Genomic DNA, 16764 nt, shown 5'->3' with positions numbered 1-16764 from the left:
CGTCGGCTCATGCCCGAACAGATCCGTTACCTCGCCACCGCGTTGACCGGCATCGATGCGATGAGCGCGGTGACGGCGCGCGCTTATCCGCGCCATGTCCACGATCAATACGGCATCGGCGTCGTCGATGCCGGCGGCCACGCCTCCGCCAGCGACCGCCGTCAGGTCGAGGCCGGTCCGGGGCAGTTGATCTTCGTCAACCCCGGCGAGGTCCACGACGGCCGCGCGATAGGCGGGCGGCCGCGGGCGTGGCGGATGCTGTATCTCGATCCGCAGTGGGTCGATCAGGCCCGAAGCCAGATCGCCGACGGCGCGTGGCGGCCGTTGACCTTCGCCGCGGCGGTGTTCGGCGATGAACGCGTGCGGCGCGTGTTCGAATCGGCTTATACGGTGTTGACCGGATCGGCGGCGATAAGCGGATCGGCCGCGGCGATGGCGCGCGAAACCGCATTGCTGCGTTTGCTCGCGGCCAGCGACGTCAACGCGACCACGCCGGCGCGGGCGGCTGCCGGCGCCACCGCACCGGTGCGACGCGCGCGCGACCGCATCGAGGCCGAACCGGCGGCGGAACTGTCGCTGGCGCAGCTGTCCGCCGAGGCCGGCGTCAGCCGCTATCAGTTGATTCGCGGCTTCGCGCGCGAGTTCGGCCTGACCCCGCACGCTTACATCGTGCAACGGCGCATCGCCCTGGCGCGGCGGCTGATCCGGCTCGGGCACTCAGCGGCCGACGCCGCGTCGCAGGCTGGTTTCTGCGATCAAAGCCATCTCAACCGTTGTTTCGTGCGCCAGTTCGGCGTCACTCCGCATCGGTACGCGCGTCACCTGGGCTGAGCGCGCACTTTTATCCAAGACCGCGGGCGCGGCGATGCGGACAGTGGGGCTCCGATCGACACGAGCCCGTACTCATGCGCAACCGACATCCCCATCCGCACTGCGCGCCGTCCTTCCATCCAACACCGCGCGCAGTGGCGGGGAGCCGGCGATGACTCCGATCCGGCCGTGCCGCGCCGACGAAGAAGAGGCGATCCTCACGATCATCAACGCCGCCGCCGAGGCCTATCGCGGCGTGATCCCGGCCGACCGCTGGCATGAGCCGTACATGCCGGCGCGGGAATTGCGCGAGGAGATCGCCGCCGGCGTGGCGTTTTCCGGCTACGAACACGAAGGCGAACTGCTCGGCGTGATGGGCATCCAGCCGGTGCGCGACGTCGATCTGATCCGCCACGCCTACGTGCGGCCCGGCCGCCAGCGTTCCGGCGTGGGCGCGGCGCTGCTGCGGCACCTGCGCGAGAACGCCCAGCGCCCGGTTCTGGTCGGCACCTGGGCCGATGCCGCGTGGGCCATCGCGTTCTATCAGCGCAACGGCTTCGTGCGGGTGCCGCCGGCGCGCGCGGCGGCATTGCTGCGCAGTTATTGGAATATCCCCGAGCGACAGATCGATACCTCGGTGGTGTTGGAGCTGCCGCCTCGCGATGGGGGTGCTCGATAGGACGCGTACACGCGGCGGCGGTCGGCGGGCATTCGATGGAACTAGCGCTCCGTCGGCAGGTCGCCAGTGCAGTTCGAGCAAGGAACTAAATATTTCGACAGCGCCGCCGCCCGCTCTGGTGTCTTCTATGCTTGTCCTTTTTACCGGCACCCAGAGAACCCAATGTCCATCGATCCCGCGGCTGCGCAGCACCCCTCGAACTCCCGGCGCGTAAGCGTATTCGGCGCTTACGGTCATACCGGACGGTTCACCGTCGCGCATCTGCTCGCGCGCGGGTGGGAGCCGATCCTGGCCGGCCGCGACGCGGCCAAGCTGGCTGCCCTGGCGGAAGATTTTCCCGGGCTGGAGCGGCGGGTGGCGACGGTCGATGACCCGGCGTCGCTCGATCGCGCGCTGGAAGGCGCCGTCGCGGTGCTCAACTGCGCCGGGCCTTTCAGCGAATCGGGCGGGCCGCTGATCGAAGCGGCGTTGCGCGCGCGCATCCACTACCTGGACACCTCGGCCGAGCAGCAGCCGGTGATCGCCGCGTTCGAGCGCTATCACGATGCGGCCGTCGAGGCCGGCGTCGCCGTGGTTCCGGCGATGGCGTTCTACGGCGGCCTCGCCGATCTGCTCGCCACCGCGGCGGTGGGCGGTGAAGCCGGCGCGGACGCGCTCGATATCGCCATCGCGCTCGACAGCTGGCATCCCACCGCCGGCACGCGCCTGACCGGGCAGCGCAACACCGCGCGGCGGCTGGTGATCGGCGCGGGCGCGCTGCAATTTCTCGCCGATCCGGCGCCGACGCGCGAATGGAGCTTCGCCGCGCCGTTCGCCGATCAGGACGTGGTGGCGTTGCCTTTCAGCGAAATCCCGTTGATCGCCCGGCACCTGCGCGTGGCCGAGGTGCATTCGTATCTCAATCTGACGCCGCTGAAGGATCTGCGCGATCCGGCCACGCCTCCTCCGGTCGCGGCCGATGCGCACGGCCGTTCGGCGCAGCGTTTCGCGATCGAAGTCGAAGTCCGCGCCGGCGCACGGCGGCAACGGGTCGCGGCGCAGGGGCAGGACATCTACGCGGTCACCGCGCCGCTGCTGGTCGAGGCCCTGGAACGCATCGTCGATGGGCGGCGCCACGGCGACGGCGTGATCGCGCCCGGGCAGGTCTTCGATGCGGCCGATTTCCTGCGCGCGCTGGCGCCGGAATACCTCAGCCTCAGCGGCCTGGATTGAATCAGGTCTTCGCCGACGGCAGCGACAAGGTGGCGCGCAAGCCGCCGCCTTCGCGGTTTTCCAGGACCAGCTTCGCGTTCAACGACAGCGTCAGCTGCTGAGCGATGGCCAGACCCAGGCCGGCGCCGCCGCTGTCGCGGTTGCGCGAGGCCTCCAGGCGATAGAACGGCTGCAGCACCGCGTCCAGCTCCGGCTCCGGAATACCGGGGCCGCGATCGAGCACACTGACGGCGATGCCGCCGTCGGCGGCGCGCACGACTTCGACTTCGGCCGCGCCGGCGTACTTGACCGCGTTGTCGATCAGATTGCCGATCACCCGGCGCAGCGCGTGCGGGCGGGTGAAGATCGGCGCGCCGACGCATCCGGCCAGGACCACGTCCTTGCCGGTGTCCTGGTAATCGAACACCAGACTGTCGAGGAACGCGTCCAGATCGAGCTTGAGCGGCGGCTCGGACGCGCCGTGGGCGCTGCGCGCGTAGGCGACGCCTTCGCGCACCAGATGCTGCATTTCGTCGAGATCGTCGATCAGCTTGGCGCGCAGCGGCGACTCGTCCATGGCTTCGGTGCGCAGCTTCATGCGCGTGATCGGCGTCTGCAGGTCGTGCGAGATCGCCGCGAGAATCTGCAGGCGCTCGCGCAGGTAGGCGGCGATGCGGTCCTGCATCGCGTTGAACGCCGACACCGCCTTGGCCACTTCGGTCGGGCCGCCTTCGCGCAGCGGCTTGCCGCCGCCGCTGGGGCTCAGCGATTCGGCGGCGTTGGCCAGCCACGCCAGCGGCCGCGTCGCCAGCCGCACCGCCAGCCAGGTGATCAGCAGCAGCAAGCCCAGTTGGATCGCCAGCACGTACGGCAGCCATTGCGCGATCGGCATCGTCGAGGGCGTGACTTCGATCGTCAGCGGATGGCCGTCGCCCAGGGTCAGATGAACCTGGAAGCGCTCCGGTCGCTGCGAGACGGTATCGGCGCGCACCGGATAACGCGGCCCCAGCGCCGAGCCGATCATGCGGGTAATGCTCTGCGCGCGTTCGCTGAGTTCGGCGCGGCCCGGCTCACCGGCACTGAGCACGTAGCGGTAGGTGCGGCGGGTGAGGTGCGGCAGGAATTCCGTGCGTTCGGCGGCCGGAATACGGTCGAGCACCGCGACCGAGGTGATCACGTCCTGCTCCAGATTGCCGAGCATCATCGAGGTGGCAGTGACGTAACGCTCATAGAACAACAGGCCGAACGACAACCCATGCGCGAGCAGCAGGCCGGCGAACAGGATCAGGTACAGCCGCGAGGCGATGCTGCGCGGCAGCCATGCCGACGGCGCCTTGGCGGCCGCGGCGTTCATGCCTCGTCGCCGACGAGGGTGACCGGCATCGAGAACACGTAGCCTTCGCTGCGCACGGTCTTGATGTAGGTCTGCTCGCGCGCGCCGTCCTGCAGGCGCTGGCGCAGGCGGCTGACCAGCAGGTCGATGGAGCGGTCGAAATGCTCCGCGTCGCGGCCCTGGGTCAGGTTCAGCAGCTGATCGCGGCTGAGTACGCGCTGCGGGTGATCGAGAAACACCCGCAGCAGTCGGAACTCCGCGCCGCTCAGGGCGATGACCGTGTCCTGCTCATCGAGCAGATGGCGCGCGCTGGTGTCCAGTCGCCACTGTCCGAACGCGATCAGGCGGCTGGCTTCGCTGATCTGCAAATTCGGCGGCAGCATGCGGGTGCGGCGGATCACCGCGTTGATCCGCGCCAGCAGCTCGCGCGCCGAGAACGGCTTGACCACGTAATCGTCCGCGCCCATTTCCAGGCCGATGATGCGATCGGTGGCGTCGTCGCGCGCGGTCAGCATCAGCACCGGGATCGAGCGGTGCTTGCTCGCGCGCAGATTGCGGCACAGCACCAGGCCGTCTTCGCCCGGCATCATCACGTCGAGCACGATCAGATCGACCGCGTGGGTGTCGAGCACCGCGCGCATTTCCCGGCCGTCGGCGGCCGCGGTGGTGCGCAGGCCGTTCTTCTGCAGATAGTCGGCGACCATTTCGCGGATGTCGCGGTCGTCATCGACGATCAGGATGTGATCGAGCTGTTTCATGCACAAATCCCGCCGGTGGAAAGGACGCCAGGCCCGGATTCGGCCTGTTTGCGATTATGCCCCAGCAAGCGCGCGCGCCGCGGCGCGTGCGCTTGCGGTGCTGGCTCAGCGCGCCTGCAGCAATTGCTGGATCTTGGCTTCGGTCTGGGCGTAGCCGCCTTCGCCGAAGTGCTCGTAGACCACATGGCCGTCGCGATCGGTCAGGTACAGCGCCGGCCAGTAGCGGTTGTGGTAGGCGTTCCAGGTGGCGAAGGCGTTGTCCTGCGCGACCGGGTACTCGATGCCGAAGCGCTTCACCGCCGCATCGAGGTTACGCGCGATTTTCTCGTAGCCGTATTCCGGCGTATGCACGCCGATCACGGTCAGGCCGGCGGGCTGATAGCGCTGGTGCCATTGCTTCACGTAGGGCATGACGTGGATGCAGTTGATGCACGAGTAAGTCCAGAACTCGACCAGCACGACCTTGCCGCGCAAACCGGCCATGGTCAGCGGCGGGCTGTTGATCCAGCGGTCGATGCCTTCGAACTCGGGCGCCTTGGGCGCGGGCAGGGTCTGGGTGCCGTGCACCGGCTCGGCGTGGGCGCCGGGCGTGCAGGCGCCGGCGGCGACGCACAGGCACAGCGCGCAGAAGATGGGTTTGAGCAGGCTCAGGGGCTTGTTCATGGTGATTCCTTCGTGGAGTCAAAGTCCGGTGGAAACAGCGGGAAGCCATTGCGTGGCCCAGGCCGAGAAGGCGACGTCGTACTGCAGCAGTTGCAGCACCGCGACCGCGACGGCGATGGCGCCGAAGGCGCGGCGGATCGGCAGCGCATGGCGGTTGAAGAACGCCAGGCGCGAAGACACCCAGTGGCCGCCGTAAGCGATGGCCAACAGCGGAACGCCGGCGCCCAGCGCATAAAGGCCGAGCAGGGCGGTGGCCTTGGCCGGCGCCTGCGCCGAGGCGGCCAGGGCCAGCACCGAGGCCAGGATCGGCCCGGCGCAAGGCGTCCAGACCAGTCCCAGCGAGGCGCCGACCAGCAGCGCGCCGCCCTTGCCGGTGCGCGGCGCGGCCTGCGCCGAGGTCCGCGCCGCGCGCCTGGACAGCCGCTGCTGCACTTGCGTTGCGAGCCAGTCGAACGGCGCCGACCACCAGCAGGCCAGTCCGGCCAACAGCAGCAATACGATGGCGGCGTTGCGCACCGCGTATTGCAGTTCGCCGGAGAACGCCGACAAGGCGCCGATGGCGATGCCGCCGGCGGCGAAGCTGGCGGTGAAGCCGGCGATGATCCAGATCGGTTCGGCGCGGCTGCGTCCGGCCGTGGTCGCCAGCACGATCGGCAACACCGGCAGGATGCAGGGCGAGGCGATGGTGGCCAGGCCGGCGACGCCGGCCAGGGCGTATTCGGCGATGCCGTGCGCGACCATGGCTCAGCCTCCCTCTTGCACGCTGTCTTGCGTCTTGACGCCGGCCGCTTCGAGGATCGCGAACGCCACCTCGCGCGGTTGCGACAGCGGCGCGACATGGCTGGAACCGGTCGAGCTCACCTGCGCGTGGATGCGCTGCGCGGTCGCGGCCTGCAGTTGCGGCGCGAGCATGCGGTCGTTGCGCGCGATCACGTACCAGCTCGGCTTGGTTCGCCACGCGGCCTGCGTCACCGCTTCGCCGAACGCGCTGGCCTTGACCGGCGCCTGGGTGCTGAACAACAGGCGCGACTCGCGCGGCTTGAGGTCGGGGGCGAAATCGCGCGCGACGCCGGCTTCGCTGAGCCACAGGAATCCATCGCGGTTCTGCAAGCTGCTCAGTCCGGGTGGAACCGGGAAATCGCGGCCTTGATCGGCGCTGTTCTGGCCGACATCGGGAGCGAACGCGGCGACGTAGACCAGCGCGCTGACCTGCGCATCGACGCCGGCCTGGGTGATGACGGTGCCGCCCCAGGAATGGCCGACCAGCACCACCTTGCCCGGCGCGGACTTGATCGCGCGACGGGTCGCGTCGACGTCGTCCTGCAGCGAGGTCAGCGGGCTGTGCACCGCGATCGACGGCACGCCCCAGGAATTCAGGATAGCGATGACCTTGTTCCAGCTGGCGCCGTCGGCGAAAGCGCCATGGACCAGGACCACGGTCGCGGGCGCGGCGGGATCGCTTTTTTCCGCGGCGGCGCTGGTGGTGGAAAACAACGATGCGCAAGCCAGGGCGCTGAACAGTACGGTGCGGAACATGGGGAAATCTCGTTGGGAGTGAGCGGCTATTGCAGCGGCGCGGCGTATCGGCGGTGTTTCGCAAGGGCCGGTTTTCGTAAGCGAAGCTGTCGTGCGCGCCGTGGTTACATTGGCTTACACAAGCCCGCGTGCGCGGCGCGCGCACGCGGGGCCGGTGTGGGTGTCAGACGATTTCGAACTGAACATCGACATTGCCGCGGGTGGCATGCGAGTACGGGCAGGTCTGATGCGCGGCTTCGACCAACTGATGCTTCCGCGCGTCGTCCAGGCCCGGCAGGATCACGGTCAACTTCACCGAGAGCAGATAGCTGGCGCCGCCGTCGGTCTTGCCCAGGCTCACGGCGGCGTCGATGGCGGCGTCGGCCGGCAGCTTGATGCCGAGCCTGGCGCCGGCCAACTGCATCGCGCCGATGAAGCACGCCGAGTAGCCGATGCCGAACAACTGCTCGGGATTGCTGCCCGACCGCCCCGAGCCGGGCGTGCTGAGTTTGACGTCGATGGCGCCGTCGCTGGAACGGCCGCTGCCGTCGCGGCCGCCGCTGGTGTGGGTGTGGGCGGTGTAAAGCACTTCTTCGGTTTGCTTGATCATGGCGATGCTCCAGGGATGAGCGACGACGCGGGATCGGATCGCCGCAGGGAAGGGAGTGCGCGGGTGGTTACGCGGCTTCGGTTGGGTACTGAGCGGCGCCGCGTGTCGCGGCCTGACGGCGTTTGTTGGCTTGCGCGAGCTTGCCGACCTGGCGGATCGCGATCGCCGCCAACAAGATTCCGAACGGGATCGCGTAGGCCGAATCCATCGGAATGCGCTTGAAATACGAGGAGGCGAACACCGCCGCGATCACCCACATGCCGGAGGTGTGCAGGCGCTTCCAGGCGACGGCGCTGAGACGGCGCGCCACCGGCTTGAACGAGGTGACGGTCATCAACACGATGAAGAGGTAACCGACCGAGCCGGGAACATTCGCGAAACCGGTGCGGCCGGGCCAGAACTCCGGCGAGAGCCGGCCGTAGCTGTAGATCGCGATGGCGTGCACCAGATGCGAGAACGCGAACGCCAGACCGATGTAGCGGCGTTCGCGCAGCACCGCTTTCGACCACGGCGCCGGCACCAGGGCGACGAAGACCGAGGCGGTGAAGGCGATCAGGAACAAGGCGAACGAGGTCCGGGCGGTGGCGCGGATGAGGCTGCGCACGCCTTCGACCGGATCCGCATGCGCCCACAAGATGGCGGCGGACATGGCCAGGATCAGCGCGGCGATCAGGCCGAACAGTTTCCAACCGCTGCTCAGCGGCGTCGTGGTTTGCAGATTCATGGATCGCTCCGGGTCGAAGTGGAAGAGGGCGGCGGTGCATCGTCGGCGGCGGTGCCGAGCACGATTGCTTGCTCGCGTAGCTGTTCCAGCAAGGCCAGCCCCTGCGCCTGCAGTTCGTCGGCGTCGCCGCCGGTTTCGTCCGCGAGCGCGCGCAGGTGGCGGCGGCCGGACCAGCGATGGCTGTGCAGCGACTGCAGCAGTCGGTACGTCAGCGGCGCGATCTGCGCGAAGCGCACCTCGTGCGCGGGGTCGCGATGCACCAGCAGCAAGGTCGGCGATTGCGGCGGCGTGCGCGGTTGCAACTGCGGGCCGATCAGATTCACCGGCCAGCGATAACCCAGCGCAAGCGCCTGCGGCGACAGCAGCGGCACCGCTTCGAGCAGATCGCCATCGGCGCGATACGCCGGCGCCGGCGTGTCGCTGAGTTGCAGATCGATCTCCACCCACTCGTAATGCGCCAGTTCCGCCAGCCACGGCGCGTCATCGCGCAAGGCTTCGTATTGCTGCACGAAGGCGACGAACTCGGCGGCGATGCGGGTGAACAACGGTGTCTGGCTGCGGTAGTCGGCGTAGAACGCTTGCACCAGCGCGCGCCAGCGGGGTTCGTCCAGGGTCTGGCGGATCACCGGGAAGCTGCCGGCGAGCAGGGATTCGATCGAACCGAAGAACAACTCGCGATAGACCCGCAGGCGGCGCGCTTCGATGCCGGGCGGCGGCGCGTGCCGGGCCGGATCGCGCAGATGGCGGGCGAGGGTGTACTGCTGTTCGAGCAGGCGCTCAGTCATGGCCGGCCTCGCGGGTGTCGGCCACGCTCATCGCCGCGGTCTGCATCGCGCGGATGCGGTCGGTTTCGGCCAGCAGCTCGCTCAGCGGCGGGAAATTGAAATCGCGCTCCAGCAGAGTCGGGCGCACGCCGAAACGCGCATAGGCCTGTTCGAGCAAGGACCACACATCGTCCTTGACCGGCGCGCCGTGGGTATCGACCTTCAGATCCTCGGCTTCGTCGTAATGGCCGGCGATGTGCATCGAGGCGATGCGCTGCGCCGGCAGCCGCGCCAGGAACCGGCCGGCGTCGTAGCCGTGGTTGCAGGCGTTGACGAAAAGATTGTTGACGTCCAGCAGCAGATCGCAATCGGCTTCGGCCAGCACCGCGCCGATGAAGTCGATTTCGCTCAACGCCTGATACGGCGCGGCGTAGTAGGAGACGTTCTCCACCGCGATGCGCCGGCCCAGCAGATCCTGCACCTGGCGGATGCGGCCGGCGACGTGATGGATGGCTTCGTCGGTGAACGGGATCGGCATCAGGTCGTACAGATGGCCGTCGTCGCTGCAGTAGCTCAGGTGCTCGCTGTACAGGCTCACCCGGTGGCGATCTAGAAATTCGCGAGTGCGGCCAAGCAACACCGTGTCCAGCGGCTGCGTGCCGCCGAGCGACAGCGACAAACCGTGGCAGCTCAGCGGGAAACGCGCGGACAACTGCGCCAGCGCTTCGCCGAAGCGGCCGCCGACGCCGATCCAGTTGTCGGGCGCGCATTCGAGGAAATCCACGGCGTGCTCGTCCATCGTCAGCAGTTCGGGCAACAGGCCGCGGCGCAGGCCGAGACCGGCGTGGGTGGAGGCGTGGAAGTCGTTCATCGCGGCAGCTCGCATGGAAGAAAAAAAGCGCCCCTTCCCGGGGAGGGATGGGAAGGGGCGCAAGACGATCAGGCCTGACCGCCGCACTTGCCCTCGCCGCACTTGCCTTCGCCCACCGACTTGCCGGCCGCCTTGCGCGCGGCTTCGACCGACTTCAGGGCTTCGGGCAGGGAAATGCTGCCGTTCTTGTCGGTGTCGATCTGGTCGAACTCGGCGGCGCGCTTGGGCGCGGCGGCGATGAATTCCTCGCGCGAGACCTTCTGGTCGTGATTGGTGTCGGTCTTGGCGAAGCTCTCTTCGCCGCATTTGCCTTCACCGCACTTGCCTTCGCCGGCCTTGGCGGCGTGGCCGGACGAGGCCAGATACCCCTGCGCCAGCGGCTGCACGGCGAAGGCCGAGCCGCTCAGGAACATGCCGCCGGCCAGGGCGACGCCGATCAGGCCAAGGCTGTGGTTGCGGGTCGAGGTGCGGATGTTCGAATCGTTACGGGACATGGTGTTTCTCCGAAGAACGCGGCGATGCCGCAGGGGGGGCGCCGCATTGGCGGCGATGGGAAGCGAGTCGGTGCAGCGGCGGTCGGGCCGTGGGATGCGATGTTGGTGAGGGCTCAGCGAGCCGCGGCGAAGGCGGCGGCCATGGCGCCCGAATCCGCGACGGTGCGGGGTTTGAACGCGATCAAAGCGACGCCGACGACGGCCATCGCGCCGCCCAGCCACGGCAGCGGCAGGCTCAGCGGCAAGCCGAAGGCCAGTGCGGTCGCGCCCCAGGCCTGGCGATCGAAACCGCCGTTGGCGCCGGCGGTGCGCGCGGCGCTCAGCAGATGGTCGAGGCTGAGGCGGCCGCCGCCGTTGAGGATCAGCGGCAGCAGCATCACCAGATACAGCAGCGGCAGCTTGTAGTTGCCGTGGCCCTGGTCGCTGATCGCGTAGCCCTGCCACAGCTCGCTCAGGCTCGACCAATCGCTGGGCCAGTGCACGGCGTAGATGGCGACCACGGTCAGCACCCACAGCGCGAAGGCGGCGTAGCGCGTGCCCAGTCCGAACAGCAGGGCGATGCTGGCGCTCAGTTCCAGCCAGGTGGCCAGGGTCCAGTTCACGTCCGGCCCGAGCAGCGAGAACGGCAGCGGAAACTTGTCGCCCAGATCGGCGAACCAGTTCTCGCCCAGCCACTTTTCGCGGCCGGCTTCGAAGAATTCCCAAGCCAGCACCACGCGCAGACCAGTCGGCGCGAGCCAGCGGCCCACCGCATCGATGCGCGGGGTGAGGGACGAGAGGGTGGAAGGCAGATACTGCATGGTTCGCTCCTGAAAGGCCGGCCCGGTTGGGATGGGGCTATTTCGGGGCGTCGCGGTATCGTCAGGGTGTCGGCGAAGGCGGGGATTTGTCAGCCAAACGCAGCAATGGGGCGGTTGGATACATTCGGATACAAAGTCCGGTCGATGCCGGCGCGGTGTTATCGACGCAGCGCCGATCCGGCCAGCAAGCCGCCGAAACCGATCAGCAGCGCGCCGAAGGCGCGATCGATCCCGTGCCGCCAGCGCAGCAGTCCGGCGCGGACCGCGCCGTGCGAGAACAGCAGCGCGACCAGGGCGAACCACAGCACGTGGGTGGCGCTGACGAAGGCGCCGTAGCCGATGCGCTGCGCCAGCGGCGTCGCCGGTTGCACCACCTGCAGGAACAGGCTGACCACGAACACCGTGCACTTGGGATTGAGCGCGTTGGTCAGAAAACCGGTGCGCAGCGCGGCGGCGTCGGAGATCGCCGGCGGCGGCTCGGCGGCCGGGCCCGCGGCCGGCGCCGGTTCGGCGCGTGAACGCAGCATCTTCACGCCCAGGTAGATCAGGTACAGCGCGCCGAGAATCTTCAGTGCCGCATACAGGCGCAACGATTGCTGGATCACCAGCCCGACCCCGAGCAGGGTGTAGGCCACATGCACCCACACCCCCAGGCCGATGCCGAGCGCGGTCAGCACGCCGGCGCGGCGCGAGAGCAGCAGGCTGTTGCGCGAGACCATCGCGAAATCCGGCCCGGGGCTGATCACCGCCAACACAGTGATGGTGACTACAGCTATCAATTCCTGCATCGGGGGCTGTGCCGAAGATTGGGGATCAGGCTAAGTTAGAGGCGCTGGATCGAGGCCGCAAACCATGAATGATCACAAAGCCAGTGAGGAAAACTCACGCTACCAGCGCGGCGACCTGCCGCCGCTGGGCGCGCTGCGCTGCTTCGAGGCGGCCGCGCGCCTGGGCAGCTTTACCCGCGCCGCGCAGGAACTGCATCTGACCCACGGCGCGGTCAGCCGCGCGGTGCGTTCGATCGAGGACGCGCTCGCGGTCGAGCTGTTCCGGCGCCGCAGCCAGCGCGTATTCCTGACCGCGGCCGGCGAGCGTCTGCGCGATGCCACCGCCGCCGCCTTCGACGTGCTCGCCGCTACGGTGCGCGAACTGCGCGAGCCGCCGCGCAAGCCCGCGCTGGTGCTGTCGTGCGAGCCGACCTTGCTGATGCGCTGGCTGATTCCGCGCCTGCCGGCGTTCCAGGCCGCGCACCCGGGCATCGGCCTGCAACTGGTCGCCGGCGGCGGCCCGGTCGGGTTCGGCGAGATCGATCTGGCGATCCGCCGCGACGATTTCGATTGGGGCCGGCGTGTGCATGCGCAGTTGCTGTTCGAAGAGCGGGTCGGCCCGGTGTGCAGTCCGGCCTATCGCGCGCGGCATCTGCGCGGCGAGGGCAGGCGCGCGCAGTGGGACGAATCGGCGGTGTTGCTGCACAGCGCGACCCGGCCCGGCGCCTGGGCCGACTGGGCGCGCGCGGCGCGACGGCGCGTACCGGCCGCGCAGACGCAGGCGTTCGAACATTTCTACTTCAGCCTGCAGGCCGCGGCGGCCGGCGTGGGCGTCGCGATCGGGCCGTGGCAACTGGTGCGCGACGATATCGAGGCCGGTGTGCTGGTCGCGCCGCAGGGGTTCGTCGCCGACGGCAGCGGCTATCACCTGCTCTCGCCGCAGGCGATAGGCGAAGGCTCGCCGGCGGCCGTGTTGCTGGCGTGGCTGCGCGCGCAGGCTTGAGCGGCGGCGCGGCTCAGTTCTGCGCGAAGCCGGCGCCGGTGCTCGCCGCGGAACCCTGGAAACTGGGCGGCAATTCGCGCAGGCGGGCCACGTCGCGCAGCGGCGGCGCGCCGAACAAACGGCTGTATTCGCGGCTGAACTGCGACGGGCTGTCGTAGCCGACCGCGTGCCCGGCGCTGGCCGCGTCCATCGCCTCGCCCAGCATCAGTCCGCGCGCCTGCTGCAGGCGCAGTTGTTTCTGGTATTGCAGCGGGCTCATGCGCGTCACCGACTTGAAGTGCGCGTGCAGCGCCGAGGCGCTCATGCTCGCGTGCGCGGCCAGTTGCGTCATGTCGAAGGGTTCGCGGTAGTTGCGCTTGATCCAGTCGATGGCGCGGGTGACGTGGCGCAGCCGGCTTTCGCCGTGGGCGATCTCGCGCAGGCGCGTGGCCTGCTCGCCCCTGATCAACCGGTACAGGATTTCGCGTTCGATCAGCGGCGCCAGCATTGGAATGTCGTCGGGCTGGTCGAGCAGGGCCAGCAGCCGCACTGCCGCATCGAGCAGGTCCGGCGTCGCGTCGCTGAGCATGAGGCTGGGCCCCGGCGGGCTGTCGGCCGGCTCGGGCAGGCCCGATTCCAGCCACAGCGCGCTCAGCACCGCCGGGTCCAGATCCAGGCGCAGGCACAGATAGGGCTCGTCCTCGCTGGCCTGGACGATCTGGCCGAGGATCGGCACGTCCACCGACACCACCAGATAGCGGCGGCGGTCGTATTCGAAGATGCGGTCGCCGAGCATCACCCGCTTGCAGCCCTGGGCGACGATGCCCACCGCCGGGCGATGCAACTCGTGGATCGAATCGACGCGGCGACTGGAACGGATCAGTTGCACCCGCGGCAGCGCGGTCGAGTGCAGACCGTCGATGCCGGAGTTTCGATCAATCGCTTCTGCCAGCCGTTCTACCGCTTCCATCGCGCGATGCCTGTCGAATGAGCCGAAACCGAGGGTTTTACTGAGGATTCGGCGGGGTGGGGATGGCCGCGATGATCGGTCCGCGCGGCGGCCGCGGCAAGGGCTGGAACCGGGTTGTGGAGGATCGTGCAAGAACCGGCCGGGATCGTTCTACCGCGGCCCGGGCCGCCGTCCGCACAGTGGCGACCAAGCCGGACGACCCGCGTCCGCCCCCAAGCCAAGGATTCCGACATGAGCAGCCACCCCAACATGCAAGGCAAGACTGTATTGATCACCGGCGCCAGCAGCGGCATCGGCGAGGCGACCGCGCGGCTGCTCGCCGTGCGCGGCGCGAAGGTCGTGATCGGCGCGCGCCGCACGCAGCGCCTGCAGGCCCTGAGCGAAACCCTCGCCGCCGCCGGCGGCACGCTGCGCTATCGCGCCCTGGACGTGACCGACGCGGAGGACTTCGCCGCCTTCGTGCGTTATGCGCAGGACGAATTCGGCGCCATCGACGTATTGGTCAACAACGCCGGCGTGATGCCGCTGTCGCCGCTGAAGGCGCTCAAGCTCGACGAGTGGAACCGCATGATCGACGTCAACATCCGCGGCGTGCTGCACGGCATCGCCGCGGTGCTGCCGACGATGCAGGCGCAGGGCCACGGCCAGGTGATCAACGTCGCCTCGCTGGGCGCGCACTACGTCCTGCCGACCGGCGCGGTGTACTGCGCGACCAAGTTCGCGGTGTGGGCGATTTCCGACGGCTTGCGCCAGGAACACCAGGACATCCGCGTCACCACGATCTCGCCCGGCGTGGTCGAGTCGGAACTGGCCGACACCATCACCGATCCGGACACCGCGCAGGGCATGCGCGAATTCCGCCGCATCGCCATCGGCCCGGATGCGATCGCGCGCGCGATCGGCTTCGCGATCGAGCAGCCGGCCGACGTGGACGTCAGCGAGGTGATCGTGCGGCCGACGGCGGGATCGTTCTGAGCTGAAGCCGCATCGCGTCGAAACGAAGGGTCCGCGCTGGTGGCGCGGACCCTTCTATCGACTTGGCAGACTGATCGACGAAATCGTTCTATGTTCCAGCCGGGCTTGCCGCGATCGCGCGCGGAGGCATCAACCGCCGCCGCAGCCACCGCAACCGCCACAGCCGCCGCCGCAACCTCCACCGCCGCCATCGCCTCCGCCGCCATCGCCGCCACTTCCGGCTCCGTCGCCGCCGCCGGCGTTGCTTGCGTGCGGGACGCGGACTTGGTGGTAGTCGGCCAGCGGCGTGCCGATCAAGGCGATGGGCCCGGCCAGGGCGACGTAGGTCATGGCGTCGCCGGGCTCGTTGCGCTGACGCTGGCGCGCGCGGAACAGCTCCCACTGTCCGGCATGGCTGAGCAGTTCGTCCGGCTTGGACGGCAATCGGGTCAGGGTGATCAACACGGTGAGTATCGTCAGCGCGGTCAGGAATCCGACCGGGTGGTTATCGCTCAGGCCGATATCGATCTTGATCAGGCCCAGCAATATCAGCGCGGCCAGCGGCGCCATCGAATACAGCTTGGCCTTGTGCTGCTGCGCCGGCGTGTTGGTCAGGCCCGCGTCCTGCAACTGCCGGTGCATGTGCTGGTGCCGCTCGCGCAATGCCAGCAGGATGCTGGACAGCGCCTTGCGCGTGCGCACGACCTCATCCAGCGCCTCGCGCAGAATCGGCGGCAACGCATCCGACTCCTGCGGCGACAACGCACGCGGCCGCAGCCACACCCGTCCGGTGCGGCGCGCCTTGTCGGCGCGATCGCGGTCGAATTCGAGCGTCACCGCATCGCGTTCCAGCAATTCGGCGACGATCGTATCGGCGACGCGTTCGGCGCCGCCGGCCAGATAGGCCAGTTCCCATCGATCGGCCTTGCGCGAACCGCGATCGCCGCGATCCAGCGCGCGCCGCCGCAGCCAGGCGCCGAGCCGGTAGGCGGCGAACATCAGGGTGAGGTACCACAGCAGGAATCCCGGCCCACGCCAATGCAGCGGATTGCCCTGTTCGTGATAGGCGGCGATCAGCAGATAGGCGAAGCCGGCGATCAGGCTCATGCGCAGCATCCACGACAGGCCGTGCGCGGGTTCGCGCGCGGCGGCGCGGCCGATGGCCGGTGTCGGCTTCGGTGCGGGTTCGATCTGCGGTGCGGGCCAGAATTTTTGCGGCGGTCGGCCGAAGTAGTGTTCGTAGCTGCGCACGGTGTCGGCGTACTGGCGCTGGTGACGCCGATCTTCCGAGACGCCGCCGCGCGAAGGCACGTGATGCAGCCAGCGCTTGAGGGTGCGTCGGCAGAAGCTCAGATAACGCTGGGTGTCGGTGATGTGCGCATGCCACACCTCATCGACGAGCTTGCTTGGCGTGACTGCGTGTGCGGCGCCGATCGCGAGAAAGCAGAAACGCCGGTATTCCTCGATCGCGGCCTGCGCGTCGGCGATATCGAGTTGCGCGTGCGTGGCGACGCGCAGCGTGAATTCCTCCGAGTCCGGCTCGTCGAAACGATAGTCGCGCAGCCGTTGCCACAATTGCTGTTGAGCCAGTGTCCATCCGGCGCTGTCCGTCGCCGTCGTGTCCGGATCGTTCATGACAATCCTCCGCTAGTCCATCCATTGAACCGTCGTGCGATCGCTGCGCGGCGGTGCGGGTTCTGCGCTCGCCGTGCCAGCTTGGCCGGCAAGCTACGCGTCGCGCGGTTGCGGCGAAATAGCCGGATCGGGCTAGCCGATGCGTTGCGAAAATTTAACGAGTGAATCGCATCATCGCGATGGAACGGATGTGCCGCGCGCGCGGTTCTTGTAGGAGCGGCTTCTCTTGTGGGAGGGGCTCTTG

At 68.6% G+C, this 16764-nt stretch carries 19 protein-coding genes; 5 read left to right on the top strand and 14 right to left on the bottom strand.

Annotated elements, in window-relative coordinates:
- Nucleotides 1-9 precede the first annotated feature (9 nt).
- The 3 genes from J7J50_RS23280 to J7J50_RS23270 all read left to right on the top strand — a co-directional run bounded on the left by J7J50_RS23280 (nt 10) and on the right by J7J50_RS23270 (nt 2701).
- Nucleotides 10-831, top strand: a complete 822-nt coding sequence (locus J7J50_RS23280; RefSeq protein WP_215060234.1) for an AraC family transcriptional regulator — start codon at nt 10-12, stop codon at nt 829-831.
- Nucleotides 832-982: 151 nt separating this feature from the next.
- On the top strand, nt 983-1489 hold the full coding sequence (locus J7J50_RS23275) for a GNAT family N-acetyltransferase (protein WP_215060225.1): 507 nt from the start codon (nt 983-985) through the stop codon (nt 1487-1489).
- A 162-nt stretch (nt 1490-1651) separates the two neighbouring features.
- Nucleotides 1652-2701, top strand: coding sequence for a saccharopine dehydrogenase NADP-binding domain-containing protein (locus tag J7J50_RS23270; protein WP_215060223.1), 1050 nt, complete (start codon nt 1652-1654; stop codon nt 2699-2701).
- Nucleotide 2702: 1 nt separating this feature from the next.
- Here J7J50_RS23270 and J7J50_RS23265 read toward each other — a convergent pair whose 3' ends face one another.
- The 12 genes from J7J50_RS23265 to J7J50_RS23210 all read right to left on the bottom strand — a co-directional run bounded on the left by J7J50_RS23265 (nt 2703) and on the right by J7J50_RS23210 (nt 12000).
- Entirely contained in the window at nt 2703-4034 is a 1332-nt protein-coding gene (locus J7J50_RS23265) for a HAMP domain-containing sensor histidine kinase (RefSeq protein ID WP_215060221.1), read from the bottom strand.
- Nucleotides 4031-4771 (bottom strand): response regulator, encoded by a 741-nt coding sequence (locus tag J7J50_RS23260; RefSeq protein ID WP_215060219.1) that lies wholly within the window; start codon nt 4769-4771, stop codon nt 4031-4033. Before J7J50_RS23260 ends, J7J50_RS23265 begins: the two co-directional genes overlap by 4 nt.
- Before the next feature lie 105 nt (nt 4772-4876).
- Nucleotides 4877-5434, bottom strand: coding sequence for a thioredoxin family protein (locus J7J50_RS23255; RefSeq protein WP_215060216.1), 558 nt, complete (start codon nt 5432-5434; stop codon nt 4877-4879).
- Between the two features lie 18 nt (nt 5435-5452).
- Nucleotides 5453-6175 carry a cytochrome c biogenesis CcdA family protein gene (locus tag J7J50_RS23250; protein WP_215060214.1) on the bottom strand — a complete coding sequence of 241 codons (723 nt, stop codon included), beginning with the start codon at nt 6173-6175 and terminating at the stop codon, nt 5453-5455.
- Between the two features lie 3 nt (nt 6176-6178).
- Nucleotides 6179-6970, bottom strand: a complete 792-nt coding sequence (locus tag J7J50_RS23245) for an alpha/beta hydrolase (RefSeq protein WP_215060212.1) — start codon at nt 6968-6970, stop codon at nt 6179-6181.
- 163 nt (nt 6971-7133) lie between these two features.
- Nucleotides 7134-7559 carry an organic hydroperoxide resistance protein gene (locus J7J50_RS23240; RefSeq protein WP_215060209.1) on the bottom strand — a complete coding sequence of 142 codons (426 nt, stop codon included), beginning with the start codon at nt 7557-7559 and terminating at the stop codon, nt 7134-7136.
- Nucleotides 7560-7626: 67 nt separating this feature from the next.
- Nucleotides 7627-8283, bottom strand: a complete 657-nt coding sequence (locus tag J7J50_RS23235; RefSeq protein WP_215060202.1) for a ferric reductase-like transmembrane domain-containing protein — start codon at nt 8281-8283, stop codon at nt 7627-7629.
- Nucleotides 8280-9068, bottom strand: coding sequence for a putative DNA-binding domain-containing protein (locus J7J50_RS23230; protein WP_215060199.1), 789 nt, complete (start codon nt 9066-9068; stop codon nt 8280-8282). Before J7J50_RS23230 ends, J7J50_RS23235 begins: the two co-directional genes overlap by 4 nt.
- Complete coding sequence (locus J7J50_RS23225; protein ID WP_215060197.1) at nt 9061-9918, bottom strand: DUF692 domain-containing protein; 858 nt, start codon at nt 9916-9918, stop codon at nt 9061-9063. The genes J7J50_RS23230 and J7J50_RS23225 overlap by 8 nt, the downstream gene beginning before the upstream one ends.
- A 68-nt stretch (nt 9919-9986) precedes the next feature.
- Nucleotides 9987-10412 (bottom strand): EF-hand domain-containing protein, encoded by a 426-nt coding sequence (locus J7J50_RS23220; RefSeq protein ID WP_215060194.1) that lies wholly within the window; start codon nt 10410-10412, stop codon nt 9987-9989.
- Nucleotides 10413-10525: 113 nt separating this feature from the next.
- Entirely contained in the window at nt 10526-11212 is a 687-nt protein-coding gene (locus tag J7J50_RS23215; RefSeq protein ID WP_215060192.1) for a DoxX family protein, read from the bottom strand.
- A gap of 158 nt (nt 11213-11370) precedes the next feature.
- The gene (locus tag J7J50_RS23210) at nt 11371-12000 is read right to left on the bottom strand and encodes a LysE family transporter (protein WP_215060190.1); all 630 of its coding nucleotides are present in this window, start codon (nt 11998-12000) and stop codon (nt 11371-11373) included.
- A gap of 64 nt (nt 12001-12064) precedes the next feature.
- Here J7J50_RS23210 and J7J50_RS23205 point away from each other — a divergent pair, with 64 nt between their 5' ends.
- A complete protein-coding gene (locus tag J7J50_RS23205; protein WP_215060188.1) occupies nt 12065-12982 on the top strand; it encodes a LysR substrate-binding domain-containing protein in 918 nt (305 codons plus the stop codon).
- 13 nt (nt 12983-12995) lie between these two features.
- Here J7J50_RS23205 and J7J50_RS23200 read toward each other — a convergent pair whose 3' ends face one another.
- A complete protein-coding gene (locus tag J7J50_RS23200) occupies nt 12996-13931 on the bottom strand; it encodes an AraC family transcriptional regulator (protein ID WP_215060185.1) in 936 nt (311 codons plus the stop codon).
- A 231-nt stretch (nt 13932-14162) separates the two neighbouring features.
- Between J7J50_RS23200 and J7J50_RS23195 the strand changes: the two genes are divergently transcribed.
- The gene (locus J7J50_RS23195; RefSeq protein ID WP_215060183.1) at nt 14163-14906 is read left to right on the top strand and encodes an SDR family oxidoreductase; all 744 of its coding nucleotides are present in this window, start codon (nt 14163-14165) and stop codon (nt 14904-14906) included.
- 129 nt (nt 14907-15035) lie between these two features.
- On the opposite strand, the gene J7J50_RS23190 is transcribed toward J7J50_RS23195, so the two are convergent.
- Nucleotides 15036-16520 (bottom strand): TIGR04222 domain-containing membrane protein, encoded by a 1485-nt coding sequence (locus tag J7J50_RS23190; RefSeq protein ID WP_215060181.1) that lies wholly within the window; start codon nt 16518-16520, stop codon nt 15036-15038.
- Nucleotides 16521-16764: the final 244 nt, after the last annotated feature.

This window comes from Lysobacter sp. ISL-50 (genome assembly GCF_018612875.1).
Taxonomy (GTDB): Bacteria; Pseudomonadota; Gammaproteobacteria; order Xanthomonadales; family Xanthomonadaceae; genus Lysobacter.
This window is presented reverse-complemented; position numbering and strand designations above follow the sequence as displayed.

Excerpts from the sequence above, each read along its gene's own strand:
- J7J50_RS23210 (WP_215060190.1), bottom strand. The coding sequence starts at position 12,000 with ATGCAGGAATTGATAGCTGTAGTCACCATCACTGTGTTGGCGGTGATC.
- J7J50_RS23260 (WP_215060219.1), bottom strand. The coding sequence starts at position 4,771 with ATGAAACAGCTCGATCACATCCTGATCGTCGATGACGACCGCGACATC.
- J7J50_RS23225 (WP_215060197.1), bottom strand. The coding sequence starts at position 9,918 with ATGAACGACTTCCACGCCTCCACCCACGCCGGTCTCGGCCTGCGCCGC.
- J7J50_RS23230 (WP_215060199.1), bottom strand. The coding sequence starts at position 9,068 with ATGACTGAGCGCCTGCTCGAACAGCAGTACACCCTCGCCCGCCATCTG.
- J7J50_RS23240 (WP_215060209.1), bottom strand. The coding sequence starts at position 7,559 with ATGATCAAGCAAACCGAAGAAGTGCTTTACACCGCCCACACCCACACC.
- J7J50_RS23275 (WP_215060225.1), top strand. The coding sequence starts at position 983 with ATGACTCCGATCCGGCCGTGCCGCGCCGACGAAGAAGAGGCGATCCTC.
- J7J50_RS23265 (WP_215060221.1), bottom strand. The coding sequence starts at position 4,034 with ATGAACGCCGCGGCCGCCAAGGCGCCGTCGGCATGGCTGCCGCGCAGC.
- J7J50_RS23255 (WP_215060216.1), bottom strand. The coding sequence starts at position 5,434 with ATGAACAAGCCCCTGAGCCTGCTCAAACCCATCTTCTGCGCGCTGTGC.
- J7J50_RS23200 (WP_215060185.1), bottom strand. The coding sequence starts at position 13,931 with ATGGAAGCGGTAGAACGGCTGGCAGAAGCGATTGATCGAAACTCCGGC.
- J7J50_RS23195 (WP_215060183.1), top strand. The coding sequence starts at position 14,163 with ATGAGCAGCCACCCCAACATGCAAGGCAAGACTGTATTGATCACCGGC.
- J7J50_RS23280 (WP_215060234.1), top strand. The coding sequence starts at position 10 with ATGCCCGAACAGATCCGTTACCTCGCCACCGCGTTGACCGGCATCGAT.
- J7J50_RS23190 (WP_215060181.1), bottom strand. The coding sequence starts at position 16,520 with ATGAACGATCCGGACACGACGGCGACGGACAGCGCCGGATGGACACTG.
- J7J50_RS23235 (WP_215060202.1), bottom strand. The coding sequence starts at position 8,283 with ATGAATCTGCAAACCACGACGCCGCTGAGCAGCGGTTGGAAACTGTTC.
- J7J50_RS23250 (WP_215060214.1), bottom strand. The coding sequence starts at position 6,175 with ATGGTCGCGCACGGCATCGCCGAATACGCCCTGGCCGGCGTCGCCGGC.
- J7J50_RS23270 (WP_215060223.1), top strand. The coding sequence starts at position 1,652 with ATGTCCATCGATCCCGCGGCTGCGCAGCACCCCTCGAACTCCCGGCGC.
- J7J50_RS23205 (WP_215060188.1), top strand. The coding sequence starts at position 12,065 with ATGAATGATCACAAAGCCAGTGAGGAAAACTCACGCTACCAGCGCGGC.
- J7J50_RS23215 (WP_215060192.1), bottom strand. The coding sequence starts at position 11,212 with ATGCAGTATCTGCCTTCCACCCTCTCGTCCCTCACCCCGCGCATCGAT.
- J7J50_RS23220 (WP_215060194.1), bottom strand. The coding sequence starts at position 10,412 with ATGTCCCGTAACGATTCGAACATCCGCACCTCGACCCGCAACCACAGC.
- J7J50_RS23245 (WP_215060212.1), bottom strand. The coding sequence starts at position 6,970 with ATGTTCCGCACCGTACTGTTCAGCGCCCTGGCTTGCGCATCGTTGTTT.